The sequence below is a fragment of the Aeromicrobium sp. MLTX1 genome, assembly GCF_046452335.1.
Lineage (GTDB): Bacteria > Actinomycetota > Actinomycetes > Propionibacteriales > Nocardioidaceae > Aeromicrobium.
Genome location: NZ_JBKFDN010000001.1, coordinates 274,568 through 299,775, shown reverse-complemented (window position 1 = coordinate 299,775; position 25,208 = coordinate 274,568). Strand labels below are relative to the sequence as shown.

General features: G+C 72.0%; 22 protein-coding genes. 14 read left to right on the top strand and 8 right to left on the bottom strand.

The window, feature by feature from the left end; translation table 11 throughout:
* The first annotated feature begins 10 nt into the window (after nucleotides 1-10).
* The 8 genes from ACK99Q_RS01415 to ACK99Q_RS01380 all read left to right on the top strand — a co-directional run bounded on the left by ACK99Q_RS01415 (nucleotide 11) and on the right by ACK99Q_RS01380 (nucleotide 8,414).
* Nucleotides 11-1,573, top strand: a complete 1,563-nt coding sequence (locus ACK99Q_RS01415) for an ABC transporter ATP-binding protein (protein ID WP_410184470.1) — start codon at nucleotides 11-13, stop codon at nucleotides 1,571-1,573.
* On the top strand, nucleotides 1,570-2,670 hold the full coding sequence (locus ACK99Q_RS01410; RefSeq protein ID WP_410184469.1) for an ABC transporter permease: 1,101 nt from the start codon (nucleotides 1,570-1,572) through the stop codon (nucleotides 2,668-2,670). Before ACK99Q_RS01415 ends, ACK99Q_RS01410 begins: the two co-directional genes overlap by 4 nt.
* Nucleotides 2,667-3,929 carry an ABC transporter permease gene (locus ACK99Q_RS01405; protein ID WP_410184468.1) on the top strand — a complete coding sequence of 421 codons (1,263 nt, stop codon included), beginning with the start codon at nucleotides 2,667-2,669 and terminating at the stop codon, nucleotides 3,927-3,929. Before ACK99Q_RS01410 ends, ACK99Q_RS01405 begins: the two co-directional genes overlap by 4 nt.
* Complete coding sequence (locus ACK99Q_RS01400) at nucleotides 3,926-4,348, top strand: cytidine deaminase (protein ID WP_410184467.1); 423 nt, start codon at nucleotides 3,926-3,928, stop codon at nucleotides 4,346-4,348. The genes ACK99Q_RS01405 and ACK99Q_RS01400 overlap by 4 nt, the downstream gene beginning before the upstream one ends.
* Nucleotides 4,345-5,523 (top strand): cytochrome P450, encoded by a 1,179-nt coding sequence (locus ACK99Q_RS01395; RefSeq protein WP_410184466.1) that lies wholly within the window; start codon nucleotides 4,345-4,347, stop codon nucleotides 5,521-5,523. Before ACK99Q_RS01400 ends, ACK99Q_RS01395 begins: the two co-directional genes overlap by 4 nt.
* Nucleotides 5,520-6,806 (top strand): thymidine phosphorylase, encoded by a 1,287-nt coding sequence (locus ACK99Q_RS01390; protein ID WP_410184465.1) that lies wholly within the window; start codon nucleotides 5,520-5,522, stop codon nucleotides 6,804-6,806. Before ACK99Q_RS01395 ends, ACK99Q_RS01390 begins: the two co-directional genes overlap by 4 nt.
* Nucleotides 6,807-6,871: 65 nt before the next feature.
* On the top strand, nucleotides 6,872-7,327 hold the full coding sequence (locus ACK99Q_RS01385; RefSeq protein WP_410184464.1) for a MaoC family dehydratase: 456 nt from the start codon (nucleotides 6,872-6,874) through the stop codon (nucleotides 7,325-7,327).
* 1 nt (nucleotide 7,328) lies between these two features.
* Complete coding sequence (locus ACK99Q_RS01380) at nucleotides 7,329-8,414, top strand: adenosine deaminase (protein WP_410184463.1); 1,086 nt, start codon at nucleotides 7,329-7,331, stop codon at nucleotides 8,412-8,414.
* A gap of 73 nt (nucleotides 8,415-8,487) precedes the next feature.
* On the opposite strand, the gene ACK99Q_RS01375 is transcribed toward ACK99Q_RS01380, so the two are convergent.
* The 7 genes from ACK99Q_RS01375 to ACK99Q_RS01345 all read right to left on the bottom strand — a co-directional run bounded on the left by ACK99Q_RS01375 (nucleotide 8,488) and on the right by ACK99Q_RS01345 (nucleotide 16,970).
* Entirely contained in the window at nucleotides 8,488-9,063 is a 576-nt protein-coding gene (locus tag ACK99Q_RS01375) for a uridine kinase (protein WP_410184462.1), read from the bottom strand.
* Between the two features lie 138 nt (nucleotides 9,064-9,201).
* Nucleotides 9,202-10,056, bottom strand: coding sequence for an aldehyde dehydrogenase family protein (locus ACK99Q_RS01370; RefSeq protein ID WP_410184461.1), 855 nt, complete (start codon nucleotides 10,054-10,056; stop codon nucleotides 9,202-9,204).
* Entirely contained in the window at nucleotides 10,053-11,492 is a 1,440-nt protein-coding gene (locus ACK99Q_RS01365) for an aldehyde dehydrogenase family protein (RefSeq protein ID WP_410184460.1), read from the bottom strand. Before ACK99Q_RS01365 ends, ACK99Q_RS01370 begins: the two co-directional genes overlap by 4 nt.
* 6 nt (nucleotides 11,493-11,498) lie before the next feature.
* Nucleotides 11,499-12,404: a deoxyribose-phosphate aldolase gene (gene deoC / locus ACK99Q_RS01360; protein WP_179426252.1), complete on the bottom strand. Its 906-nt coding sequence runs from the start codon at nucleotides 12,402-12,404 to the stop codon at nucleotides 11,499-11,501.
* Nucleotides 12,401-14,509, bottom strand: coding sequence for a transketolase (gene tkt / locus ACK99Q_RS01355; protein WP_410184459.1), 2,109 nt, complete (start codon nucleotides 14,507-14,509; stop codon nucleotides 12,401-12,403). Before tkt ends, deoC begins: the two co-directional genes overlap by 4 nt.
* A 68-nt stretch (nucleotides 14,510-14,577) precedes the next feature.
* A complete protein-coding gene (locus ACK99Q_RS01350; RefSeq protein WP_410184458.1) occupies nucleotides 14,578-15,729 on the bottom strand; it encodes an ROK family protein in 1,152 nt (383 codons plus the stop codon).
* Between the two features lie 50 nt (nucleotides 15,730-15,779).
* A complete protein-coding gene (locus ACK99Q_RS01345; RefSeq protein WP_410184457.1) occupies nucleotides 15,780-16,970 on the bottom strand; it encodes an ROK family protein in 1,191 nt (396 codons plus the stop codon).
* 164 nt (nucleotides 16,971-17,134) lie between these two features.
* On the opposite strand from ACK99Q_RS01345, the gene ACK99Q_RS01340 reads away from it, so the two are divergent.
* From ACK99Q_RS01340 to ACK99Q_RS01315, 6 genes are read left to right on the top strand one after another with little or no spacing between them, the layout of a single operon-like run.
* Nucleotides 17,135-18,181: a substrate-binding domain-containing protein gene (locus ACK99Q_RS01340; RefSeq protein WP_410184456.1), complete on the top strand. Its 1,047-nt coding sequence runs from the start codon at nucleotides 17,135-17,137 to the stop codon at nucleotides 18,179-18,181.
* Between the two features lie 60 nt (nucleotides 18,182-18,241).
* On the top strand, nucleotides 18,242-19,219 hold the full coding sequence (locus ACK99Q_RS01335) for an ABC transporter permease (protein ID WP_410184455.1): 978 nt from the start codon (nucleotides 18,242-18,244) through the stop codon (nucleotides 19,217-19,219).
* Complete coding sequence (locus ACK99Q_RS01330; RefSeq protein ID WP_410184454.1) at nucleotides 19,216-19,998, top strand: ATP-binding cassette domain-containing protein; 783 nt, start codon at nucleotides 19,216-19,218, stop codon at nucleotides 19,996-19,998. Before ACK99Q_RS01335 ends, ACK99Q_RS01330 begins: the two co-directional genes overlap by 4 nt.
* Complete coding sequence (locus ACK99Q_RS01325) at nucleotides 19,995-20,906, top strand: sugar phosphate isomerase/epimerase family protein (protein ID WP_410184453.1); 912 nt, start codon at nucleotides 19,995-19,997, stop codon at nucleotides 20,904-20,906. Before ACK99Q_RS01330 ends, ACK99Q_RS01325 begins: the two co-directional genes overlap by 4 nt.
* A gap of 10 nt (nucleotides 20,907-20,916) precedes the next feature.
* Nucleotides 20,917-22,323, top strand: a complete 1,407-nt coding sequence (locus tag ACK99Q_RS01320; RefSeq protein WP_410184452.1) for a xylulokinase — start codon at nucleotides 20,917-20,919, stop codon at nucleotides 22,321-22,323.
* Nucleotides 22,320-23,384, top strand: coding sequence for a Gfo/Idh/MocA family oxidoreductase (locus ACK99Q_RS01315; protein ID WP_410184451.1), 1,065 nt, complete (start codon nucleotides 22,320-22,322; stop codon nucleotides 23,382-23,384). The genes ACK99Q_RS01320 and ACK99Q_RS01315 overlap by 4 nt, the downstream gene beginning before the upstream one ends.
* Nucleotides 23,385-23,539: 155 nt before the next feature.
* On the opposite strand, the gene ACK99Q_RS01310 is transcribed toward ACK99Q_RS01315, so the two are convergent.
* Nucleotides 23,540-25,156, bottom strand: a complete 1,617-nt coding sequence (locus ACK99Q_RS01310; protein ID WP_410184450.1) for a phospho-sugar mutase — start codon at nucleotides 25,154-25,156, stop codon at nucleotides 23,540-23,542.
* Between the last annotated feature and the right edge of the window lie 52 nt (nucleotides 25,157-25,208).

Here is a 25,208-nt window from a genome sequence, read left to right as displayed (position 1 = left end):
AGGTGACATCGTGAGCAGCACATCGGCCGAAACCGGCACCACCGCCAGCAGTGGCTCGGACGTCGTCGTCCGGCTCCGGGGCATCGGCAAGACGTTCCCCGGCGTCATCGCCAACCACGACATCGACATCGACGTCCGCCGCGGCACCATCCACGCGATCGTGGGCGAGAACGGCGCCGGCAAGTCCACGCTGATGAAGATTCTGTACGGCGTGCAGAAGCCCGACTCGGGCACGATCGAGATCGACGGCAGCGCCGTCTCGTTCTCCTCGCCGTCCGACGCGATCGGTCACGGCGTCGGCATGGTGTTCCAGCACTTCATGCTCGCCGACAACCTCACGGTCCTGGAGAACGTGGTGCTCGGCGCCGAGAAGCTGCACGGCATCGGCGACGGCGCGCGCCGGCAGATCCGCAGCCTGTCGGAGACCTACGGTCTCGACATCCACCCCGACGACCTCGTCGCCGACCTCGGCGTCGGCGCCCGCCAGCGCATCGAGATCCTCAAGGTCCTCTACCGCGGCGCGCGCATCATCATCCTCGACGAGCCCACCGCGGTCCTGGTGCCCCAGGAGGTCGACGAGCTGTTCGACAACCTGCGCGAGCTCAAGTCCGAGGGCCTCGCCGTCATCTTCATCTCCCACAAGCTCGACGAGGTGCTGTCGGTCGCCGACAGCGTCACCGTCGTCCGCCGCGGCACCACGGTCGACACCGTGGCCGCGGACAGCGTCACCTCGCGCCAGCTGGCCGAGCTGATGGTCGGCTCCGAGCTGCCCAGCCCCAGCACCGAGCTGTCCACCGTCACCGACGTCGAGGTGCTCGAGGTCGTCGACCTCGGCCTGCCCGACCCGCGCGGCGGACGCCCCCTGCTGGACGGCGTCTCCTTCACGATCCACCGCGGCGAGATCCTGGGCATCGCCGGCGTCGAGGGCAACGGCCAGGCCGAGCTCGTCGAGGCCATCATGGGCATGCGGCCCGAGGCCACGGGCCGGGTCGAGCTCGACGACGCCGACATCGCCGACTGGTCCACGCGCCGTCGCCGCGAGGCGGGCATCGGCTACATCCCCGAGGACCGCCACCGCCAGGGCCTGCTGCTCGACGCCCCGCTGTGGGAGAACCGCGTCCTGGGCCACCAGACCCGCGAGCCCAACATCGCCGGGCCCTTCATCGACCGCAACGGGGCCCGCAAGGACACCGACCGCATCGTCGCGGAGTACGACGTCCGCACCCCCAGCATCGACACGCTCGCCCGCGCCCTCTCCGGCGGCAACCAGCAAAAGCTGATCGTCGGCCGCGAGATGAGCAGCGAGCCGAGCCTGCTGATCGCCGCGCACCCCACGCGCGGCGTCGACGTCGGCGCCCAGGCCGCCATCTGGGACCACATCAAGCGCGCCCGCCGCAACGGCCTGGCGGTGCTGCTGATCTCGGCCGACCTCGACGAGCTCATCGGTCTGTCCGACACGATCGCCGTACTGCTGCGCGGCCGGCTGGTCGGCACCTTCGACCCGGGCGAGGTCACGCCCCAGCAACTCGGCTCGGCCATGACCGGCGCCACCGACGAGGAGGAGCAGGCATGAGGACAGAGTCGCGACTGACCCGGATCGGGCTGGCGCTGGCCGCTCCGGCGCTCGCCCTCGTCGTGGCGTTCGTGGTCACCAGCCTCGTGCTGATCCTGGCCGGCGACGACTGGCTGGGCGTGTGGAGCCAGATCCTGAGCTGGCCCAGCAACCGCACGATGGTCAACATCCTCAACGCCGCCACGGTCTACTACCTGTCGGCGGTGGCGGTGGCCATCGGCTTCCGGATGAACCTGTTCAACATCGGCGTCGACGGTCAGTACCGGATCGCGTCCTTCGCGGCCGCGTGGGTGGCCGGCGAGGCCTGGCTGCCGGGCATCCTCAACATCGCCCTCGCCCTCGTGGCCGGCATGCTCGTCGGCGCCATGTGGGCCGGCATCGCGGGCCTGCTGCGCGTCACCCGCGGCGTCTCCGAGGTCATCTCGACGATCATGCTCAACGCGATCGCGACCGCCGTGGTGGCCTACCTGCTGCGCAAGGTGGCGGTCCGCGAGGAGGGCAGCAACATCATCTCGACCAAGCCGGTGCCCGAGGGGAGCCGGATCCCCGGCATCCCATTCCTCGGCGGCGAGGTCTACGGCTTCATCGTCGTGGCGGTCATCGTGGGCATCGCCTACTGGCTGCTCATCAACCGCACGCGCTTCGGCTTCGACCTGCGTGCCGCGGGCCAGTCCGAGAGCGCCGCTGTCGCGTCGGGCATCAACGTCAAGAAGATGATCCTGGTGACGATGCTGCTCTCGGGCGCGGTCGCCGGACTCGTCGGCATGCCGCTGCTGTTCGGCCAGGACTACGCCTACGGCTCCACGTTCCAGTCCGGCCTGGGCTTCGCGGGCATCGCCATCGCGCTGCTGGGCCGCAACCACCCGATCGGCATCGCGATCGGCGCGCTGCTGTTCGCGTTCCTCGACCAGCAGTCCAACCCGCTGCAGATCCTGCTCGACGTCTCGCCCGACATCGTCAAGGTCACCCAGGGCGTCATCGTGCTCGCCGTCGTCATCGCCTACGAGGTCGTCCGCCGCTACGGCGTCCGGCTCGAGCAGCGTCAGGTGGCGGCCGCCCTGGACTCGCAGACCCAGCAGAAGGAGGTGGCCCGATGAGCGTCGCCACCGACCCCGTGACCAACGTCCACGGCACCCCGCAGGGACGGTTCCGCCTGAGCTGGCCCTGGCTGCTGATCGGCATCGCCGGCGTCCTGGTGATCATGTCGCTGCTGCGCATCGTCACCGGTGTCGACGACCTCAGCTCGTCCGGCACGATCCGCGCCACCCTGATCGCCGCGGTCCCGATCGGCCTCGCCGGCCTCGGCGGTCTGTGGTCCGAGCGTGCGGGCGTGGTCAACATCGGCCTCGAGGGCATGATGATCCTCGGCACGTTCGGCGCCGGCTACTTCGGCTACTTCTACGGCCCGTGGCAGGGCGTCGTCGGCGCGATCCTGCTGGGTGCCGCCGGTGGCCTGCTGCACGCGGTCGCCACGGTCTACTTCGGCGTCGACCACATCGTCTCGGGCGTCGCGATCAATATCATCGCCGCGGGCGCCGTCCAGTACCTCGCGGGCATGGCGTTCACGGGCGTGCCCGGTGGCGGCCAGACCCAGTCGCCGCCGATCGAGCGACTGCCCAGCATCACGATCTCGGGCCTGTCCGAGCCGTTGGGCGAGATCGAGCAGGAGAACTGGTTCTTCGTCTCCGAGGTCGCCGCGGTGCTGCGCGCGTTCGTCACCAACGTGTCGTCGCTGACCCTCATCGCGATCGCCCTGTTCGTGCTGACGTGGTGGGTGCTCTGGCGCACCGGCTTCGGCCTGCGCCTGCGCTCGGTCGGCGAGTCGCCGGCGGCGGCGGAGTCGCTCGGCGTCAACGTCTACCGCTACAAGTTCATCGCCGTGATCGCTTCGGGCGGTCTCGCGGGCCTCGCCGGCGGCTTCCTGGCCCTGGTGGCCGCGAACGCCTTCCGCGACGGCCAGACCGGAGGCCGCGGCTACATCGGCCTCGCCGCCATGATCTTCGGCAACTGGCGTCCCGGCGGCCTGTTCGCCGGCGCCACGCTGTTCGGCTACACCGACACGCTGCGCCTGCGCGGCGGCGGCGAGACCGTGCACGCGCTGCTGCTGCTCGTGGCCGTCTTCCTGGTGATGCTCGCCGTCTGGCAGTGGCGTCAGCACGGCCAGCGCTCGGCGCTGATCGCCGCGGTGCTGGGCGTCATCGTCGCGGGCATCTACCTCGGCACCGACCAGATCCCCAACGAGCTGGCCACCATGACGCCGTACGTCACCACGCTGCTGGTGCTGGCGGTGTTCAGCCAGAACCTGAGGATGCCCGCAGCAGACGGCAAGGTCTATCGAAAGGGCAGCGTCGGATGACCGGATTCGGCTTCACCCCGGCCGAGGCGCCCGTGGACTGGGACGCCCTCACGAAGTACGCCGTCGAGGTCATGCAGCGCGCCTACGCGCCCTACTCGAAGTACAAGGTCGGCGCCGCCGGCCTCGTCGAGGACGGCCGCGTCGTGCTGGGCTGCAACGTCGAGAACGCGGCCTACGGCGTGGCCCTGTGCGCCGAGTGCGGCATGGTCTCGGCCCTGCACTCCACCGGCGGCGGCAGGCTGCGCGCGGTCGTGTGCGTCGAGGGACAGGGGCGCCCGGTCATGCCGTGCGGCCGTTGCCGACAATTGCTGTGGGAGAACGGCGGCCCCGAGTGCCAGCTGTTGACCGCCTCGGGCGTCAAGACGATGGCCGAGGTGCTCCCCGACGCCTTCGACGTGACGGACCTGGACGACTCATGAGCACGCTGACCACCTTCGACCCCACCGACGCCGACTTCCTGCGCGATCCGTATCCGGCCCTGGCCGACCTGCGCAGGCAGGGATCCCTGGTTTGGCACGAGCCGTGGTCGATGTGGTTGGCCACCGACCACGCCACCGTCGGCGCGGTGCTGAAGAACCGTGCCTTCGGGCGGCTGTGGCACGACTGGGAGCCGGTCGAGGAGATGGAGCCGTTCAACACGCTCCACCGCAACCAGCTCATGGAGAACGAGCCGCCCGCGCACACGCGCATGCGCCGCCTGCTGGCCGGTGCGTTCGGTCGCGGCCACGTCGAGCGGATGCGCCCGCGCATCGAGGCGCTCGCCGCCGACATGGTGGCCGCGCTGCCCGAGCAGTTCGACGTGCTGGCCGACTACGCCGAGCCGATGCCCGTCTACGTCATCTGCGACCTGCTGGGCGTCCCGCGCGAGGACCACGAGGACCTGCGCCGCTGGAGCCAGGCGATCGTGCACATGTACGAGAAGGACATCGACGAGGCCACGAAGGCCGAGGCCATCGAGGCCAGCACGGCGTTCGCCGACTACGTGCGCGAGGTCATCGCGATGCGTCGCTCCGAACCCGGTGAGGATCTCGTCAGCGACCTCATCGCCGAGACCGACGCGGGCAAGGGCTTCACCGACGACGAGCTCGTCGCCACGGTGGTGCTGCTGCTCAACGCGGGTCACGAGGCCAGCGTCAACACGTTCGGCAACGGCTTCCACGCCCTGCTGACCCACCGCGACCAGCTGGCCCGCGTCACGAGCGGCGAGGTGCCGATCGACATCGCGCTGGAGGAGCTGATCCGCTTCGACGCGCCGCTGCAGCTCTTCGAGCGCACCGCCACCAAGGACGTCGAGGTGGCGGGCCAGCTCGTCACCGCCGGTCAGAAGGTGGCATGCCTGATGGGGTCGGCCAACCGCGACGCCGCGGTGTTCGAGGACGCCGACACGTTCGACGTGGGCCGCGACCCGAACCCCCACGTCGGCTTCGGGCTGGGCATCCACTTCTGCCTCGGCGCGCCGCTGGCGCGCCTCGAGTTGGGGATCACCCTGCGTGCCCTGCTCGACCGCTTCCCCGACCTCGTCCTCGCGGGCGAGTCCCCGCGCCGGCCCACGTGGGTCCTGCGCGGCTACGAGAGCATCCAGGTGTCTGCATGACTGAGAAGTTCGCCCCCACCGACGTGATCGTCGCCAAGCGCGACGGCCACGAGCTGACCGACGACCAGATCGACTGGGTCGTCGACGCGTACACGCGCGGCGTCGTGGCCGACGAGCAGATGTCGGCCCTCGCGATGGCGATCCTGCTCAACGGCATGAACCGCCGCGAGATCGCCCGCTGGACCGCGGCGATGATCGCCACGGGCGAGCGGATGGACTTCTCCTCGCTGTCGCGCCCCACGGCCGACAAGCACAGCACCGGCGGCGTGGGCGACAAGATCACGCTGCCGCTCGCGCCCCTCGTGGCCGCGTGCGGCGTGGCCGTGCCGCAACTGTCGGGCCGCGGCCTCGGCCACACCGGCGGCACGCTCGACAAGCTCGAGTCGATCCCCGGCTGGCGCGCGGCGCTGTCGAACGACGAGATGATGACGCAGCTCGAGGACCTCGGCGCGGTCATCTGCGCGGCGGGCTCGGGCCTGGCGCCCGCCGACAAGAAGCTCTACGCCCTGCGCGACATCACGGGCACGGTCGAGTCGCTCCCGCTGATCGCCAGCTCGATCATGAGCAAGAAGATCGCCGAGGGCACCGGCGCGCTCGTGCTGGACGTGAAGGTCGGCTCGGGCGCGTTCATGAAGCACGAGGCCGACGCGCGCGAGCTCGCCGAGACGATGGTCGCGCTCGGCACCGACGCCGGCGTGCGCACCGTGGCGCTGCTGACCGACATGTCGATCCCGCTCGGCCTCACCGCGGGCAACGCCCTCGAGGTGCGCGAGTCGGTGGAGGTGCTGGGCGGTGGCGGCCCCTCCGACGTCGTCGAGCTCACCGTCGCGCTGGCCCGCGAGATGCTCCAGGCCGCCGGCGTCACCGACGTCGACCCGGCCGACGCGCTGGCCGACGGCCGCGCGATGGACGCCTGGAAGGCCATGATCCGCGCGCAGGACGGCGACCCCGACGCGGAGCTGCCCGTCGCGCGCGAGACCGAGGTCGTCACGGCCGACGCCGACGGCGTCCTCACGTCGCTCGACGCCTACGCCGTGGGCGTCGCCGCATGGCGTCTCGGCGCGGGTCGCTCGCGTCCGGGCGAGGCCGTCCAGGCCGGTGCCGGCGTCGAGCTGCACGCCAAGCCGGGCGACGCCGTCCGCGCCGGGCAGCCGCTGCTGACGCTGCACACCGACACCCCCGAGCGGTTCGAGCGGGCCCGCGAGGCGCTGGAGGGCGGCTGGTCGATCGGTGCGTCCGCGCCCGAGGCGACCCCGATCGTCCTCGACCGCATCGGCGGCTGACGGCGGAGGTCCCGAGGGGCGTACGGGACGGATGGTGTGGCGCCGGACACGGTAGGTTCGGACCCATGCGCATCCTGAACGACCGTGCCGAGATCGCCGCGTCCACCGGGACGGAGCTGGGCGTCAGCTCGTGGATCGAGATCCACCAGGACCGCATCGACATGTTCGCCGATGCGACCGGCGACCGGCAGTGGATCCACGTCGATCCCGAGCGCGCGGCCGACGGCCCGTTCGGCGCCACGATCGCCCACGGGTACCTCACGCTCTCGCTGCTGCCGTTCCTGGGCGCCCAGGTCTACGCGTTCGCCGGCGACCGCGCCCGCGTCAACTACGGACTCAACCGCGTGCGCTTCATGGCGCCCGTGAAGGTGGGCTCGAAGGTCCGCAACCGTGTGGAGGTCCTCGAGGTCCGCGACATCGAGAAGGGACAGCAGGTGACCCTGCAGCACACCGTCGAGATCGAGGGCAGCGAGAAGCCGGCGTGCATCGCCGAGACCGTCACCCTGCTGATGGACGCCTGACGTGAGGGCCACGCCGGAGCAGATCGCCGCCGCCCCCAAGGTCGCCCTGCACGAGCACCTCGACGGGGGAGTGCGCCCCGAGACGGTCGCCGAGATCGCCCTCGAGATCGGTCACGACCTGCCGGCCGCACCGGAGGACCTCGGCGCCTGGTTCGAGGAGGCGTCCTCGTCGGGCTCCCTCGTGCGCTACCTCGAGACCTTCCAGCACACCGTGGGCGTCATGCAGCGCCCCGAGGACCTGGCCCGCGTCGCGCGCGAGGCCGTGCTCGACCTCGCGGCCGACGGCGTCGTCTACGCGGAGCTGCGCTGGGCCCCCGAGCAGCACCAGAACGCCGGACTGTCGATCGAGGAGGCCGTCGAGGCCGTCCAGGCCGGCATCGACGAGGGCGTCGCGCTGGTGCGCGAGCAGGGCCGCGCGATGGTCGTCGGCCAGCTGCTCACGGCCATGCGTCACGCGTCGCGTGGGCTCGAGATCGCGAAGGTCGCCGTGGAGTACCGCGACCGCGGCGTGCTCGGCTTCGACATCGCGGGCGCCGAGGACGGCTTCCCGCCGATCCTGCACCTCGAGGCGTTCGAGTACCTGCGCCGCGAGAACGCGCACTTCACGATCCACGCCGGCGAGGCGTTCGGCCTGCCCTCGATCTGGCAGGCCGTGCAGCGCTGCGGCGCCGACCGCCTCGGTCACGGCGTGCGGATCGTCGACGACATCGACTTCGCGGCCTCGCCGACCGCGCACCTCGGACGTCTCGCGGCGTACATCCGCGACCGCCGCATCCCGCTGGAGATGTGCCCCTCGTCGAACCTCCAGACCGGTGCCGTCGCCGGCATGGAGTCGATCGCCGACCACCCGATCGGCCCGCTGGCCGAGCTGGGCTTCCGCGTCACGATCAACAGCGACAACCGGCTCATGAGCGGCACCTCGATCGGCCGCGAGATGAACCTGCTGACCGACGCCTTCGGCTACAGCCTGGGCGACCTGCGCTGGTTCACCGTCAACGCGATGAAGAGCGCCTTCGCCCCGTTCGACGAGCGGCTCACGCTCATCAACGAGGTCATCAAGCCCGGCTACGCGGCCCTCGGCCACTGACCGCCCGTCCCGAGATGTGCTCCAATTTCTACCTTTCAGGTCCTCTGAGAGGTAGAAATCGGAGCAAATCTCGCTAGCGGCGGGAGGTCAGGAAGCGGTAGGCGCGGCGCGGGTGCATCGTGACGCAGCCCGCGGCGACGGCCTCGGCGATGACGCGCGGCTGGTCCTTCATGAGGCGCCAGCCGCGGCGCACGAGGGTCATCGGGGGCTTGCGGGACTCGCGCAGGTCTCGCACGAGCCGCAGCCAGAACACGACGGGCCGCGGACGGGTGAGGCAGATCGCCGCGTCGAGCACACCGGCCTCGCGACACGGCGCGACCATGTCGGTGGCGAAGAGGCCCTCGGCGATGAAGCGGTCGCCGTTCAGCACGACCTCGTGGGTGCCGACGGCCTGGCTGACCGAGATGTCGTAGACCGGCACCTGGGTGCGGCCGTCGCGGCAGAGCTCCTCGATGGCCCTCATGGCCGCCTCGAGGTTCCACGAGCGGACGTCGTCCCAGTCGACGATCCCGAGCGTGCTCAGCGGGAGCCCGGGGTGGTCGTGGTCATGGTAGAAGTCGTCGAGCCGCAGCACGGTCCAGCCGAGCCGCTCGGCCAGATGCGACTTCCCCGACCCGGACGGGCCGGCCAGGATCACGACGTGCGGCATGGGTGCGAGCGTATCGAGGTGGCTGCCGCGGCGGGAACGGTGGTTTCGATATGCCGCTCGCAAGCTCGCGTGCTACTCAACCACCGGTGATCGAGTGGCGGCGAGCTTGCGAGTCGGCGTATCGAGATCCTGCGGACGTCAGACGCCGATCGGGTGCCAGACGGTCTTGTGCTCGAGGAACGGCGTGATGCGGGTGAGCGCCTGGGCCGTGGAGGTGCCGGGGCGCACGACGCGCTTGAGGTTCACCGCGGCCTCGGCCTCGAGGTCGCGCGCGACGTCGGCGTCGTCGACGCCCGTGAGGTCGAGCGCGTTGACGTCGAGGTGCGTGGCCAGCCACGGGCCGATCTCGGCGATGTCGCCGGTCAGCACGTTCACCACGCCGCCGGGCACGTCGGAGGTCGAGAGGATCTCCGAGAGCGTGATGGCGGGCAGTGGACGCTCGTAGGACGACACGGCGACCGCCGTGTTGCCCGACAGCAGCACCGGGGCGAGCACCTCGACCAGGCCGAGCAGCGACGACTGCTGCGGCGCGGCGATCGCCACGACGCCCGTGGGCTCGGGCGCGGTGAGGTTGAAGAACGGGCCGTTCACCTGGTTGGCGTTGCCGGTGACCTGCGAGAGCTTGTCGGCCCAGCCGGCGTACCAGACCCACGTGTCGACGGCGGCGTCGACGATCGCGTTGGCGCGACGCTCGTTGACGCCCTCGGCGGCGCGGACCTCGGCGACCAGCTGGTCGCGGCGGCCCTCGAGCACCTCGGCCACGCGGTAGAGGATCTGGCCCCGGTTGTAGGGCGTGCGCTTCGACCAGCCGCCGAAGGCCTTGCGGGCCGCGCCGACCGCGTCACGGGCGTCCTTGCGCGACGCCTTCGCGGCGTTGGCGAGGAACTTCCCGCGCGAGGACGCGACCTCGTACGTGCGGCCGGACTCCGAGCGGGGGAACGCCCCGCCGATGAACAGCTTGTAGGTCTTGCGGACGTCGACGCGATCGCTCATCGGGAAGCCTCCAGGTAGCTGGAGAGTCCGTGGCGGCCGCCCTCGCGGCCGTAGCCGGACTCCTTGTACCCGCCGAACGGGGAGGCGGGATCGAACTGGTTGAACGTGTTGGCCCAGACCACGCCGGCGCGCAGCTGGTCGGCCATCGCGAGGATGCGCGAGCCCTTCTCGGTCCACACGCCGGCCGAGAGGCCGTAGGGCGTGTTGTTGGCCTTCTCGATCGCCTCGGCGGGCGTGCGGAAGGTCAGCACCGACAGGACCGGGCCGAAGATCTCCTCGCGCGCGATCCGATGCGCCTGCGTGACGCCGGTGAAGATCGTCGGGGCGTACCAGTAGCCGCGCTCGGGCAGCTCGCACGGAGCGCTCCAGCGGTCGGCGCCCTCGTCGTCGCCCGTGGCGGCCAGGTCGCGGATGCGGCCCAGCTGCTCGGCCGAGTTGATCGCGCCGACGTCGGTGTTCTTGTCGAGCGGATCGCCCAGGCGCAGCGTGGCCATGCGGGTCTTGAGGCGGTCGAGGACCTCCTCGGCGACGCTCTCCTGCACGAGCAGGCGCGAACCGGCGCAGCACACGTGGCCCTGGTTGAAGAAGATGCCGCGGACGATGCCCTCGACGGCCTGGTCCATCGGCGCGTCCTCGAACACGATGTTCGCGGCCTTGCCGCCGAGCTCGAGGGTCAGGCGCTTGTCCGTGCCGGCGACGGCGCGGGCGATCTCGCGACCCACCGGGGTGGAGCCGGTGAACGCGACCTTGTTCACGTCGGGGTGCGACACGAGGTGGCGTCCGGTCTCGCCCGCGCCCGTGACGATGTTGACGACGCCGGCGGGCAGCTCGGCCTGGCGGCACACGTCGGCGAACAGCAGCGCCGTCAGCGGCGTGGTCTCGGCCGGCTTGAGGACGACCGTGTTGCCGGCCGCGAGGGCGGGCGCGACCTTCCACGCCAGCATCAGCAGCGGGAAGTTCCACGGGATGACCTGCGCGGCGACGCCGAGCGGCTGCGGGTTCGGGCCGAGGCCCGCGTGGTCGAGCTTGTCGGCCCAGCCCGCGTGGTAGAAGAACCACTGCGAGACCAGGGGCACGTCGACGTCGCGCGACTCCTTGATCGGCTTGCCGTTGTCGAGCGTCTCCAGGACGGCGAACTCGCGGCTGCGCTCGGCCAGGATGCGGGCAATGCGGAACAGGTACTTGGCGCGCTCGCGGCCGGGCATCGGGCCCCACACGCGGTCGTAGGCGCGGCGGGCGGCGCGGACGGCGCGGTCGACGTCGGCCTCGTTGGCCTCCGCGACCTCGGCCAGGACCTCCTCGGTCGCGGGGTTGACGGTCTTGAACGCGGTGCCGCCGCCGTCGGTGAGCTCACCGTCGATGAAGAGGCCGTAGCTGGCCTGGAGGTCGACGATGGCGCGCGACTCCGGCGCCGGGGCGTATTCGAACTTGGGCATGTCTGATCAGTCCAGGGTCACGTAGTCGGGGCCGGAGTAGCGGCCGGTGAGCATCTTCTGGCGCTGCATGAGCAGGTCGTTGAGCAGCGACGAGGCGCCGAAACGGAACCAGTCCGGGTCCAGCCAGTCCTCGCCGGCGACCTCGTTGACGACGACCAGGTACTTGATCGCGTCCTTCGAGGTGCGGATGCCGCCCGCGGGCTTCACGCCCACCTGGCGGCCGGTGGCGATGCGGTAGTCGCGCACGGCCTCGAGCATGAGCAGGGTGGTGGGCAGCGTCGCGGCGGGCTGCACCTTGCCGGTGCTGGTCTTGATGAAGTCCGCGCCGGCGTCCATCGCCAGCCAGGAGGCGCGGCGGATGTTGTCGTACGTCTGCAGCTCACCGGTCTCGAGGATCACCTTGAGGTGCGCGCTGCCGGAGGCCTCCTTGACGGCCACGATCTGCTCGTGGACCTTCTCGAGGTCGCCCGAGAGGAAGGCGCCACGGTCGATGACCATGTCGATCTCGTCGGCGCCAGCGGCCACGGCGGCCGCGGTGTCGGCCAGCTTGACCTCGATCGGCGCGCGTCCCGAGGGGAACGCGGTGGCGACGGCCGCGACGTGCAGGCGGTCGCCGACGACCTCGCGCACGAACGGGACCATGTCGGGGTAGACGCACACGGCCGCGGCGGCTGGGCACGAGGGATCGGTGGGGTCGGGGCGCAGGGCCTTGGTGGCCAGCGCCCGCACCTTGCCGGGGGTGTCCGCGCCCTCGAGCGTGGTGAGGTCGACCATCGAGATCGCGAGGTCGATCGCCCACTGCTTGGACGTCGTCTTGATCGAGCGCGTGCCCAGCTGGGCGGCCCGTGCCTCGAGGCCGACCTGGTCGACGCCCGGGAGGCGGTCGAGTCCCGCCTTCAGGCTGGTGCTCATCGGTTGATCCCTTCGGAGAGCGGGTTCTGTTCGGGTCGCGTGGCGTCGAGGCTGCGGCGGGCCGCTGCGACGACGGCGTCGACGGTGATGCCGCGCTCGGCGAGCACGAGATCGCCCGCTCCACTGGCACCGAACTCCTCGACACTCACTATCTCACCGTGCGTGCCCACGTAGCGATGCCAACCGGTGCCGGTTCCGGCCTCCACGCTGACGCGCGCGGCGATGGCGCGGGGGAGCACCGACTCGCGGTAGGCGAGGTCCTGCTCCTCGAACCACTCGAGGCAGGGGGCGGACACGACGCGGACGCCGATGCCCTCCTCGGTGAGGAGGTCGCGGGCCTGCATCGCCAGGCCCACCTCGGAGCCGGTGGCGACGATGATCAGGTCGGGCGTGGCGTCGGCGTCGGCCAGCACGTAGGCGCCGCGGTGCGCGCCCTCGCCGGCCGGCACGTCCGCACCGACCACGGGCACGCCCTGGCGGCTCAGCACGAGCGCGGTCGGGCGCTCGGCGGTGAGGATGCGCGTCCACGCGTCCACGGTCTCGGTCCAGTCGGCCGGGCGGACGACGTCGAGGCCGGGGATGGCGCGGTGCGACCAGAGGTGCTCGACCGGCTGGTGCGTCGGGCCGTCCTCGCCCACGCCGACGGAGTCGTGCGTCCAGACGTAGGTGACGGGCAGGCCCATGAGCGCGGCCAGGCGCACCGAGGGGCGCATGTAGTCGGAGAAGACGAAGAACGTCGCGCCGAACGGGTGCGAGTACCCGGCGAGTGCGATGCCGTTGAGGATCGCGCCCATCGCGTGCTCGCGGATGCCGAAGTGGACGAGGCTGCCGTCGGGGCCGCCGGGCCACTCGTCGCCTGCGTAGTCGGTGGGGGTGAAGCTGCGGGCGCCGGATATCACCACGTTGTTGGTCTCGGCGAGGTCGGCGGAGCCGCCCCACAGCCACGGCAGCTCGGCGGCCACGGTGTTGAGGACCGCGCCGCTGGCGATGCGGGTGGCCACCTTCTGCGGCTCGGCGCGCAGGGCCGAGAGCTTCTCGCGGGCGGCGGGGGTGACGTCGCGCTCGCGCATGCGGTCGTGCAGGGCCGCACGCTCGGGGTCGGCGCTGCGCCACGCGTCGTAGCGCGACTGCCAGTCCTCGCGGGCCGCGGCGCCGCGCTCGCGCACGCGGCGGGCGTGGGCGAGGGCCTCGGCGGGCATCGCGAAGAACTGCTCGGGGTCGAGGCCCAGCGCCTCCTTGGTGGCGGCCACCTCGGCGTCGCCGGGGGCACCGGAGTGGGCGCCGGCCGTGCCGCCGACGGTGGGCATCGGGTGGCCGATGCGGGTGCGCAGGCGCACGAAGACGGGCTGGCCGGTGACGGCGAGCGCTGCGTCGAAGCCGGTGCGGATCGCGTCGGGGTCCTCGGCGTCCTCGATCTCCACGATCGCCCAGCCGTAGGCGCGGTAGCGGGCCACGACGTCCTCGGTGAACGCGATCGCGGTGTCGCCCTCGATGGAGATGCGGTTGTCGTCCCAGATCAGGACGAGGCCGTCGAGGCCGAGCGTGCCGGCGAGCGAGGAGGCCTCCTGCGAGACGCCCTCGGCCAGGCAGCCGTCGCCCGCGACGCACCACGTGCGGTAGCGGAACAGGCCCTCGTCGGGGGTGGTCTCGGGCTCGAGCAGCGCGTGCACGCGGCGGGCCGACATCGCCAGGCCGACCGCGTTGCCGACGCCCTGGCCCAGCGGGCCGGTGGTGGTCTCGACGCCGGGGGTGTGACCCCACTCGGGGTGTCCGGGGGTCAGGCTGCCGAGCGCGCGCGCCTTCTTCAGGTCGTCGAGCTCGAGGCCGTAGCCGCTGAGGTAGTGCTGGAGGTACAGCGAGAGGCTGGTGTGCCCGGCCGACAGGACGAACCGGTCGCGGCCCTCCCAGTCGGGGTGGGCGGGGTCGTGACGCAGGTACTCCTGGAACAGGACGTACAGGGCGGGGGTCAGGCTGACGGCGGTGCCGGCGTGCCCGTTGCCCTTCGCCTGGACCACGTCGAGGGGCAGGACACGCGAGTGCCGCACCGCTTCGAGGTCGAGGGGGTCGCGCCAGCCGGTCGGGGAGGTGTTCTCGGTAGGGGCCACGGGGTCAACCGTAGAGGTCCGGGTGGCTTTTGTCTAACGTTGCGCAAAAGTCCCGCGGACGGCGCGCGTCACGCGTCGACGAGTGCGTCCACGCGCTCGGGCGCGAGGGCCGCGTCGGCCGCCATCTGGGCGGCGCCGAGCAGGCCCGCGTCCGCGCCGAGGGGCGAGGCGATCACGGTGAGGTCCGTCGTCGCGAGCGGGTGCGAGCGCTCGAAGACCCGCTCGCGGACGCCGTCGACCAGCAGGTCGCCGGACTCGGCGAGGTCCCCGCCGACCACGACCATCGCCGGGTTCAGCACGCCGACGGCCTCGACGACGACGTCGCCGATGCGACGGCCCGCGGCACGGAGCGCGGAGGTGGCGTCGCGGTCGCCGTTCGTGGCCAGGGCCACCACGTCGGCCGACGTGCGGACCGGGTGCCCGAGCTCTCGCAGGCGGGCTGCGATGGCCCACGCGCCGGCGGAGGCCTCGGCGCAGCCGCGCTGGCCGCAGCGGCAGCGAGGTCCGTCGTCGTGCGGGATGTGCCCGAGGTCGCCGGCGCCGCCGCGAGCGCCGTGCAGCACGAGGCCGCGCGAGATGATGCCGGCGCCGATGCCCATGCCCACCTTCACGACGAGGAGGTCGTCCGCGCCGGGCACGGCGTCGGCCCGCAGGGCGCGGTGGACGCCGAGCGCCACGAGGTTGGCGTCCTTGTCGACCACGATCGGCGCGTTCACCAGCGGCGCGAGGCGCTCGGCCACGTCGGCGCCGTCCCAGCCGCGCATCGTCGGCGGACTCACGAGCCGGCCCGTGCGCTGGTCGACGGGGCCGGGCACGCCGATGGCCACGCCCAGCACGGGGGAGGTGGCCTCGGCGGCGAGCTGCTCGAACGCGCGGGCGACGCCGGCCAGGACCACGTCGGGGCCGTCGTCGATCGCGATGTCCTCGTCGAGGGCCGTGAGGACGCGGCCGGTCAGGTCGGCGATGCCGTAGCGCGCGTGACTGCTGCCGATGTCCGCGACGAGCAGGGCGCCGCGGCTCTCGGCGAGGTCGAAGACGCCGGCCGGACGGCCGCCCGTGGTGCGGTCGTCCTCACGGGCGTGGATGAGCCCGGAGCGCACGAGGCCCTCCAGCCGGTGGGTGGCCGTGGCGCGCGAGAGTCCCGACAGCTCGACGACCTGCGCGCGGGTCAATGGCCCGTGATCGCGGAACAGCGCCAGGACCCCACCGTGACCGGACACCCCGTCGCCTCTCGTCGTTCCTCGTGATCTCTGGCCGACACCGTAGTACGTCAGGCGGAGCCGCCGCGGTCGACCAGCCGTCCGATCTGGGCGGGCTCGAGGATTCCGTCGCTCACCAGGTGCGCCAGCCCCACCAGCCCCTCCCGCGGGTGCAGGCTGCTGGCGACGATCGAGAGCTCGGAGGTCGCCAGCGGAAGGGACCGGCTGTACACGCGCTCGCGAATCGCCGGCAGCAGGTGGTCGCCGCCGGCCGCGACGAGGTGGCCGGCCAGCACGACCACGCGCGGGTTGAGCAGGTTGACGGCGGTGGCGACGGCGGTGCCGATCGCCTGGCCGGCCCGGCGTGCGAGCTGGACCGCCGTGGGGTCGCCGGCGGCGAGCGCCGCGATGAGGTCGTCCTGGGACTTCGCGGTGGACCCGGTCTCCTGCAGGTCGCGCAGGATAGCCCAGCCGCCCGCGCGCGCCTCGAGGCAGCCGTGGTTGCCGCACTTGCACAGCGGACCCTCGTCGTCGCCGGGCAGGGTCATCGGGATGTGCCCGAGGTCGCCGGCGGCCCCGTCGGCGCCGCGGTAGAGGCTGCCCTCGCGGATGAGACCGCTGCCGATGCCGGTGCCGATCTTCACCAGCAGCAGGTCGTCGGCCTCGGGGTGGGAGAAGCGCGCCTCGCCGTACGCCATTGCGTTCGCGTCCTTCTCAAGGAAGACGGGGGAGGCGAAGCGCTCGTGGAACCAGGCGGGGACGTCGAAGCGGTTCCACAGCGGCATGATCGGCGGGTTCACCGACATGCCGGAGCCGCGCTTGACCGGCGCGGGCAGGCTCAGGCCGATGCCGAGGATCTCGTCGGCGTCGGTGCCGGTGTCGCGCAGGAAGGTCTCGAAGCACTCGAGGATCGAGGCGAGCAGCACCTCGGGTCCGGCGGTGACGTCGGACGGCCGCTCGATCTCGGACTCGACGTCGCCGCCGAGGTTGCACAGGCCGGCGCGGAACTTCGTGGCGCCGACGTCGGCCGCGAGCAGCTTGCCGCGCTCGCTGTTGAAGGAGAAGACCTCGGCGGGCCGGCCCTTCGTGGCGACCTCACGCGCCGATCCGGTCACGAGGCGCCCCTCCAGGAGCGCGTCGATCCGCAGGTTGACCCCGCTGCGGGACAGGCCGGTCTCGGCCACGATCTCCGCGCGGGTCATGCCGCCCTTGCGTCGGAGCAGGGACAGCGTCTCGCTGATCCCCTCGTCGAAGGTGGCCATGGCCCCCCATTCTGGCGTTCTCGGCAGCGGTCCGAGGCTGATTTCGGATGCTGCTTGCGCGTGTTCTACGGTGTGTCGTACATTACACGACAGAAAGTGTCGTATTAACAACACTCAAGATCAAAAGCCGCGTCGCCCGGCGCGCGATGGTGAGAGGAACCAACATGAGCACCTTCCAGACCAGGAAGAGGATGCGGCTCTCGCTCGGCGTCGTCGCCGTGAGCGCGGGTCTGTTGCTGGCCGCGTGCGGGTCGTCCGACGACGGCGACGGTGGCGGCTCGGACGGCGGCAAGGACGCCGCCGACACGAACATCGGCATCGTCATCAAGGGCCTCGACAACCCGTTCTTCCAGCACATGGAGGACGGCATCAACGCCGAGCAGAAGGAGTCCGGCGCGGACATCGAGATCCAGGCTGCCGCCTCGATCACCGACACCTCCGGCCAGGCCGACAAGCTGACGAACCTCGCGAACCAGGAGTTCGACTGCTACCTGGTCAACCCGATCAGCGGCACGAACCTGATCCAGGGCATCGCGCAGATCGCGTCCAAGGGCACGCCGATCGTCAACATCGACAACCCGGTCGAGGCCAAGGCCGCTGACGCCGCGGGCGCCGAGATCGCCACGTACATCGGCACCGACAACGTCGCCGCCGGAAAGATGGTCGCCGACCAGCTCGCGAAGCTCGACTCCGACGGCGGCGACGTCGCCACCGTGGGCGGCATCGCGGGCGACGTCACCAGCGCCCAGCGCATCGACGGCTTCAAGGAGGGCCTCGCGGACAACTTCGAGGTCGTCCAGGAGGTCGCCGCGAACTGGGACCGCCAGGAGGCCCAGACGCAGGCCGAGACGATCCTGCAGGCCAACCCCGACCTCGCCGCCTTCTTCGTCGCCAACGACGACATGGCGATGGGCGTCGCCCGGGCCGTGGCCGCCGCGGACAAGAAGGGCAAGACGCTCGTCGTCTCGGTCGACGGCATCGACGGCGTCGCCTCGGGCGACATCGACGCTGCCGTGGCCCAGTACCCGTTCGTCGTGGGCAAGATGGGCCTGCAGGCGTGCGAGGCGGCGGCGCTCGGCGAGGAGCTGCCCGAGAAGGTCGACACCCCGATCGCGCTGATCACCCCCGACAACGCCAAGGACGCGCAGGACGCGTTCCCCGAGCCCCCGAACGAGTACGACAACCCGTTCGCGGACCTGCTCGGCCGCTGACGTGACGGTGCGGGCGGCCCCGTCCGCCCGCACCCCACCACCTCAACCCGGAGACAACACATGACCACCACCACGGCACCCCCGGCGACCCGCGGATCGGCACTCGTCGACCGCCTGCGCCAGCCGTCGTTCTGGGTCGAGTGGGCGTCCGTGATCGGACTCGTCGTCCTCGTGGCGATCTTCACGGCCCTCGACCCGCGGTTCCTCAGCTCGGGCAACATCAAGGCGATGCTGCTGGCGTCGGCGATCCTGACGATCCTGGCCGTTGGCCAGTCCTTCGTCATCCTCACCGCCGGCATCGACCTCTCGATCGCCTCGACCATGACGTTCTCGGCCGTCGCCTTCGGCATGGCCATGACGAGCGGCAAGGGACTCGCGCTGTCGTGCCTCATCGCGGTGGCGGCCGGCGCGGCCGTCGGCCTGGTGAACGGCTTCCTCATCGCCAAGGGCGGCATCACCGACTTCATCGTCACGCTGGGCGCGCTCTCGGCCGCCTCGGGACTCGCGCTGATCCTGTCCGACGGCCGTCCGATCACCGTGATCAGCGCGCCGCTGTTCAAGCTGTCGGCCGGCGGCTTCGGGATGATCCCGTACACGTTCCTCATCGCGATCGCGGTGGCCGTGCTGGCCCATCTGATCCTGTTCTCGACGCCGTTCGGCACGCACGTCCTCGCGACCGGCGGCTCGGTCGACGCGGCACAGGCGACCGGCGTGCGCACGGCCCGCATCAAGATGGCCGTGTACCTCATCGCCGGCGTCCTGGCCGGACTCGCCGCGATCCTGCTGGTGGCCCGCGTCGGCTCGGCCGAGCCCGCCGCGAACACCACGTTCCTGCTGAACTCGGTGGCCGCGGTCGTCCTCGGTGGCGTCAGCCTGTTCGGCGGCAAGGGCTCCATCAAGGGCCCGGTCTTCGGCGCGCTGCTGCTGACCGCCCTGGCCAACGGGCTCACGCTGCTCGGCGTCTCCCAGTTCTACCAACCGCTCGCCGTCGGCATCGTCGTCGTCGGCGCGGCCTTCCTCACGAGGTTCGAGAAATGACGACCCACAGCACCGAACAGCAGGCGCGCCCGATGGGCGACGTGCTGCTCGAGGTCGACGGACTCTCGCTGTCCTTCGGCTCCGTCCGCGCGCTGGCCGACGTCTCGGTCCAGGTGCGTGCCGGCGAGATCACCGCGCTCGTGGGCGACAACGGCGCCGGGAAGTCGACCCTCGTCCGGGTCGTCGCCGGCGTCCACACGGCCGACGAGGGCACGATCCGGTTCGACGGCGAGACCGTCGCGTTCCATGCCCCGGACCAGGCGCGGAACGCGGGGATCGAGACCGTGCACCAGAACCTCGCGCTCGTCGAGGACCTCACGGTGTGGCAGAACCTCTACCTCAACCGTGAGATCACCGGTGGCGTCGGCCCGTTCAGCTACCTGAAGAAGCGCACGATGCGTGCGGGCGCCCAGGAGATGGTCTCCAAGCTCGCGGTCAACGTGCCCGCCGTGACGTCCACCGTCCGCCGGCTGTCGGGCGGTCAGCGCCAGGCCGTCGCCATCTGCCGCGCGGCCGGCTTCAGCTCCAAGCTCGTGATCATGGACGAGCCCACCGCGGCGCTCGGCGTCCAGGAGACCGCACGCGTCGAGGAGCTCATCCTGCGCCTGCGCGACGAGGGCCACGCGGTCCTGCTCATCAGCCACAACTTCGACCAGGTCATGCGCCTGTCCGACCAGGTCTGGGTCATGCGCGCCGGACGGTGCGTCGCAGGACGCCGGACCGCCGAGACCAGCGGCGAGGAGATCGTCGGCCTCATCACGGGCGCGATCGCCGGATGACCACCACCCACCCCAAGGAGACCCCCATCGTGGACCAGCGCAACCCCATCGGCGTGCACGCCCTCGTCTGGGTCGGCGGCACACGCCCCGACGAGATCGCCCAGGCCGTGCAGCGCACCAAGGACGCCGGCTTCGACCTGCTCGAGCTGTCGCTGCACGAGATGGAGACCCTCGACCTCGAGGGCACCCGCGCCGCCGCCGAGGAGGCCGGGCTCGCGCTCGCCTGCTCGCGCGGTCTGGCGTTCGACGCCGACGTCTCGAGCGACGACCCCGACGTCGTGGCGCGCGGCGAGAAGATCCTCCACCAGTCGCTCGACGTCGTGTCGGGCCTGGGCAGCACGATCCTGACCGGCGCGCTCTACAGCGCGCTCGGCAAGTACGACCGGCCGCTGAGCGACGCGGGTCGCGCCAACGTCGTGTCGGTGCTGCGCAGCCTCGCGCAGGAGGCCGCGGGTCGCGGCGTGAGCCTCGGCCTCGAGATCTGCAACCGGTACGAGACGAACGTCGTCAACACGGCGCGGGACGCGCTGCGCCTCGCCGACGACATCGGCGAGGACAACGTCTTCATCCATCTCGACACGTACCACATGAACATCGAGGAGTCGGACTTCGTGACGCCCGTCCTCGACGTCGGCGACCGCCTCGGCTACGTGCACATCGGCGAGAACCACCGCGGCTACCTCGGCTCCGGCTCGATCGACTTCCCGGCGTTCTTCCATGCGCTGTCGCGGGTGGGATTCACCGGCCCGATCACGTTCGAGAGCTTCTCCTCAGCGGTCGTCAGCCCCACCCTGTCGAACGACCTCGCGGTGTGGCGCTCGCTGTGGACCGACGGCGACGACCTCGCCCGCCGGGCCCGCGGCTTCATCGACACGCACCTCGCCGCGTCCGCCTCCATCGACGCGTGACGGCACGGGCATGAGCCGTCGGTGCGTCCTCGGTCTCGACCTCGGGACGAGCGGCGTCAAGGCCGTCCTCGTGGCGACCGGCGGCTCGGTCCTGGCCCGCGCGGACCGCGGCTACGCCGTCGAGTCGCCGCACCCGAGCTGGGCCGAGACCGACCCGTCGCAGTGGGAGCTGGCGGCGCGTGACGCCGTGTCCGCTGTCCTTGCGGAGGTGGACGCCGAGGTCGTCGCGATCGGCCTCGACGGGCAGATGCACGGCACCGTCCTCGTCGACGCCGCGGGCGAGCCGGTGCGGCCCGCCGTGCTGTGGCCCGACGGCCGCGCGGGCGACGAGCTGGCGCGGTGGCAGTCGCTGGCGCCCGAGCGGCTGCGCGCCCTCGCCAATCCGCTGGCGCCGGGCATGACCGGCCCGGTGCTGGCGTGGCTCACCCGTCACGACGCTGATGTCGTCGCCCGCGCCCACCGGGTGCTGCTGCCGAAGGACTGGCTGCGCACGCGGCTCGTCCCGGGCGCGCTCGTCACCGACCACTCCGATGCATCGGCCACCCTGCTGTGGGACCTCCAGCGCGACGCGTGGAGCGAGGACGTCCTGGGGGCCACCGGCATCCGGGCGGACCTGCTGCCCGAGGTCGTGCCGTCGGACGAGCTCGTCGGCACGCTCGGCGCGGTCGAGGCCGCGGCGTGGGGCCTGCCCGCGGGCGTTCCCGTGGTCGCGGGATGCGCCGACGCGGCCGCGACCCTCGTGGGCTCCGCGTCTGCTCCCGGACGCCTCGTCGTGACGGTCGGCTCTGGCGCCCAGGTCGTGCTGCCGGGGATCACGCCCACGTTCGACGGTCCGATCACGCATCACACGTACCGCTCCGCGACCGGTGGCGCCTACGCGATGGTCGCGGTCATGAACGCGGGCATCGCGCTGACCCGGGTCGTGAGCCTGCTCGGCGGCACGTGGGACGACCTCTATCGCGACTACGACCGGCAGCGGCCGGTCCCGGGATTCGTGCCCTTTCTCTCGGGCGAGCGGCTGCCGACGGCCGCACCGCCGAACTCCGGGCGCTGGTTCGGGCTGGGCCTCGAGACCGAGCGCGCCGACCTGTTCGCCGCGGCGCTGGAGGGCCTGTGCTTCACGATCCGCCGCGGCGTCGAGTCGATGCCCGAGCTCGCGGACACGGCGATCGACGTCGCGGGCGGCGGCACCCGGTCGCCCGTGTTCGCCCAGCTGCTCGCCGATGTGCTCGGCCGTGAGCTGTGCCGGGTCGACCTCGAGGACGCGACTGCGGTCGGCGCGGCCCTGCTGGCGTTCCGCGGTGCCGGCCTCGACCTGCCCGAGCCGCCGCCACGTCGCGGCGTGGGCGTCCGTCCCGGGGACCCCGGACCCCTGGAGGAGCGCTACGCCCGCTTCCTCGACGAGGTCGGCCGATGACGGCGCCGTTCGAGCCCGTGCGGTGGGCGGTCGCGGGGTGGGGCGCAGGCGGTCGTGTCTTCCACGCGCCGATGATCGCCGCCGCCGACGGCCTCGACCTGGTGGCGGTCGTCTCGACGAACCCCGACCGGGCGCGTGACGCCCGCTCGGCCGGTCTGGAGGCGCTGCCCGACCTGGAGAGCCTGCGCGAGGCGGGCGTCGAGGGCGTCACCATCACGACCCCGGCCGGCACCCACGCCGACCTCGCGGTGGAGGCGCTCGGGCTGGGCCTGCACGTCGTGGTCGACAAGCCCTTCGCGGCCACCGCCGAGGACGCCCGGCGCATCGTCGCCGCCGCCTCGCCGGGCACGGTGCTGACCGTCTACCAGAACCGCCGCTGGGACGGTGACTTCCTGACGATCCGGGGGCTCGTGGAGTCCGGCGAGCTGGGTCGCGTCGACCGGCTCGAGTCGCGCATCGAGCGCTTCCGGCCCGACCTCCCGCGCTGGACCCGCGACCGCGACTCCGTGCACGGCGGAGGCGTCCTGGTGGACCTCGGACCCCACCTCATCGACCAGGCCGTGCACCTGCTGGGTCCGGCGCGACAGGTCTTCGCCGACCTCGCCGTCCTGGGCGACGACCGGCGCAGCGAGGACGATGCGGTCGTGATGCTGCGGCACGCGAGCGGCAGCCGGTCCACGGTCGTCGCGTCGGTGCACGCCGCCGCGGAGGGACCCCGGTTCCGGGTGTCCGGAACGCGCGGTGGTCTGCGCATCGAGGGCTTCGACCCCCAGGAGGCCGATCTCTTCGCGGGGGCGACCCCGACGAGCCTCGGCGACCGGTGGGGGAGCGACGACCCCGAGCGCGCGGCCCACTGGGAGGGCGACGGTCCCGCGCGACGCCCCCTGGCCCGCGGCCGCTGGGACACGTTCTACCCGTCCGTGGCCGCCGCGGTCCGCACGGGGACTCCACCACCCGTCCCCGCCTCGGATGCCGTGCACGTGGCGGAGATCTTCGACGCAGCCCGGCGCAGCGCCGCCGAGGGTCGCTGGATCGCCCTGGGCACGACCGTTTCGAATTGACAGGCCGGTGGTTGGCGCTGACGCTGGATGGGAAGGCGACGACGTTTCGCCCCACGGACGCCGCCGCCGGGGACTCCCTCGTCGTGAGCGCGGCAAAGTCGCACTCCCTCGGCTCCTCTGCCGCCAGCTCCGACGCCTCGGCGGCGGTTCCGCGCTCACTCCACGCCGAGGTAGCTCCGCAGGTCGGCGATGATCGCCTTCACGATGGCGGCCGCGCGGGTGCGCGCGTCCTCCAGTGACGAGCCCACCGGGACGACGGCCTCGACGTAGCACTTGAGCTTGGGCTCGGTGCCCGACGGTCGGCAGATGATGCGGCTGCCGCCCTCGAGTCCGAGGCGGATGCCGTCGGTGGGCGGGAGGCCCTGGTAGCCCTTCGCGAGGTCGTCCACCGTGGTGACCTCGGTCTCCGCGAGCCACGTGGGTGGCTCGGAGCGCAGCCGCTCCATCGCCTCGGCGATGATCGAGAGGTCCTCGACCCGCGCGGCGAGCTGGCCGGTGGCGTGCCAGCCGTGCTGGCGGTAGATGTCGTCGAGCAGGTCCAGCAGCGTGCGGCCCTCGGCCTTGAGCGTCGCGGCGAGCGACATGATCAGCAGCGCCGCCGAGATGCCGTCCTTGTCGCGCGCGATGTGCGGCGCCACGCAGTAGCCGAGCGCCTCCTCGTAGCCGAAGACCAGCCCGTCGACCTTGCCGATCCACTTGAACCCGGTGAGGGTCTGCTGCCACGGCTGGCCGTGCGCGGCGGCCTGGCGGCCGAGCAGGTCGGACGACACGATCGAGCACGCGTACGTGCCCTCGACGCCCTGGCGCAGCAAGGCCTCGGCCAGCAGCGCGCCCACCTGGTCGCCGGTGAGCATCCGCTGTCCGCCGACGGTGCGGACGCCCACGGCGCAGCGGTCGGCGTCGGGGTCGTTCGCGATGACGATGTCGGCGTCGAGGTCCTTCGCCAGCGCGAGGGCCAGGTCCATCGCGCCGGGCTCCTCGGGGTTCGGGAACGCGACGGTGGGGAAGGCGGGATCGGGGTCGGCCTGGGCCTCGACGACGTGGGGCGCGGGGAAGCCGGCGCGCTCGGCCGCGTGGGTCAGCAGCTGGCCGCCCACCCCGTGCATCGGCGTGTACGCCACCGTCAGCTCGCGCGAGCCCGGCGGCACGAGGGCGGCGACGGCGTCGAGGTACGCCTCGGCGACGTCGGTGCCCAGGACCGTGTAGTCGGTGTCGCGCGCCAGCTCGTCGACGCGGCCGACCGCGTCGATCTGCGCCGCGATGTCGGCGTCCGCGGGCGGCACGATCTGGCTCGTGTCCGCGAGGTAGACCTTGTAGCCGTTGTCGCGAGGGGGGTTGTGCGAGGCCGTGACCATGACGCCCGCGGAGGCGCTCAGGTGGCCGATCGCGAACGCCAGCACGGGTGTGGGCAGGTGCTCGGGCAGCAGCATCGCGCGCACGCCGGCGGCCTGCATGATCTCGGCGGTGTCGCGGGCGAAGACGTCGGAGTTCGTGCGGGCGTCATAGCCGATCACCACGCTCGGATGGGGGTCCTCGGCGATCAGGTAGCGGGCCAGGCCGGCGGCGGCGCGGGCCACCGTCACGCGGTTCATGCGCATCGGGCCGGCGCCGAGCTCGCCGCGCAGTCCGGCCGTGCCGAACTGGAGGCGGCCGGCGAACCGCGCCGCGATCTCGACGTGGTCTCCGGCGTCGATGAGGGCGGTCAGCTCGTCACGGGTCTGTGCGTCAGGATCCTGCGAGATCCAGTCCCGGGCAGCAACGATCGGGTCCATCCGCCCACCGTAGCGGGGGGATGGATCGACGCCCGTCATGCGGCCTCGGGTC

Coding starts and splice junctions, on each gene's coding strand:
- ACK99Q_RS01410 (WP_410184469.1), top strand. CDS start 1,570: ATGAGGACAGAGTCGCGACTGACCCGGATCGGGCTGGCGCTGGCCGCT.
- ACK99Q_RS01405 (WP_410184468.1), top strand. CDS start 2,667: ATGAGCGTCGCCACCGACCCCGTGACCAACGTCCACGGCACCCCGCAG.
- ACK99Q_RS01400 (WP_410184467.1), top strand. CDS start 3,926: ATGACCGGATTCGGCTTCACCCCGGCCGAGGCGCCCGTGGACTGGGAC.
- ACK99Q_RS01395 (WP_410184466.1), top strand. CDS start 4,345: ATGAGCACGCTGACCACCTTCGACCCCACCGACGCCGACTTCCTGCGC.
- ACK99Q_RS01390 (WP_410184465.1), top strand. CDS start 5,520: ATGACTGAGAAGTTCGCCCCCACCGACGTGATCGTCGCCAAGCGCGAC.
- ACK99Q_RS01385 (WP_410184464.1), top strand. CDS start 6,872: ATGCGCATCCTGAACGACCGTGCCGAGATCGCCGCGTCCACCGGGACG.
- ACK99Q_RS01375 (WP_410184462.1), bottom strand. CDS start 9,063: ATGCCGCACGTCGTGATCCTGGCCGGCCCGTCCGGGTCGGGGAAGTCG.
- ACK99Q_RS01370 (WP_410184461.1), bottom strand. CDS start 10,056: ATGAGCGATCGCGTCGACGTCCGCAAGACCTACAAGCTGTTCATCGGC.
- ACK99Q_RS01365 (WP_410184460.1), bottom strand. CDS start 11,492: ATGCCCAAGTTCGAATACGCCCCGGCGCCGGAGTCGCGCGCCATCGTC.
- deoC (WP_179426252.1), bottom strand. CDS start 12,404: ATGAGCACCAGCCTGAAGGCGGGACTCGACCGCCTCCCGGGCGTCGAC.
- ACK99Q_RS01345 (WP_410184457.1), bottom strand. CDS start 16,970: ATGGCCACCTTCGACGAGGGGATCAGCGAGACGCTGTCCCTGCTCCGA.
- ACK99Q_RS01340 (WP_410184456.1), top strand. CDS start 17,135: ATGAGCACCTTCCAGACCAGGAAGAGGATGCGGCTCTCGCTCGGCGTC.
- ACK99Q_RS01335 (WP_410184455.1), top strand. CDS start 18,242: ATGACCACCACCACGGCACCCCCGGCGACCCGCGGATCGGCACTCGTC.
- ACK99Q_RS01330 (WP_410184454.1), top strand. CDS start 19,216: ATGACGACCCACAGCACCGAACAGCAGGCGCGCCCGATGGGCGACGTG.
- ACK99Q_RS01325 (WP_410184453.1), top strand. CDS start 19,995: ATGACCACCACCCACCCCAAGGAGACCCCCATCGTGGACCAGCGCAAC.
- ACK99Q_RS01320 (WP_410184452.1), top strand. CDS start 20,917: ATGAGCCGTCGGTGCGTCCTCGGTCTCGACCTCGGGACGAGCGGCGTC.
- ACK99Q_RS01315 (WP_410184451.1), top strand. CDS start 22,320: ATGACGGCGCCGTTCGAGCCCGTGCGGTGGGCGGTCGCGGGGTGGGGC.
- ACK99Q_RS01310 (WP_410184450.1), bottom strand. CDS start 25,156: ATGGACCCGATCGTTGCTGCCCGGGACTGGATCTCGCAGGATCCTGAC.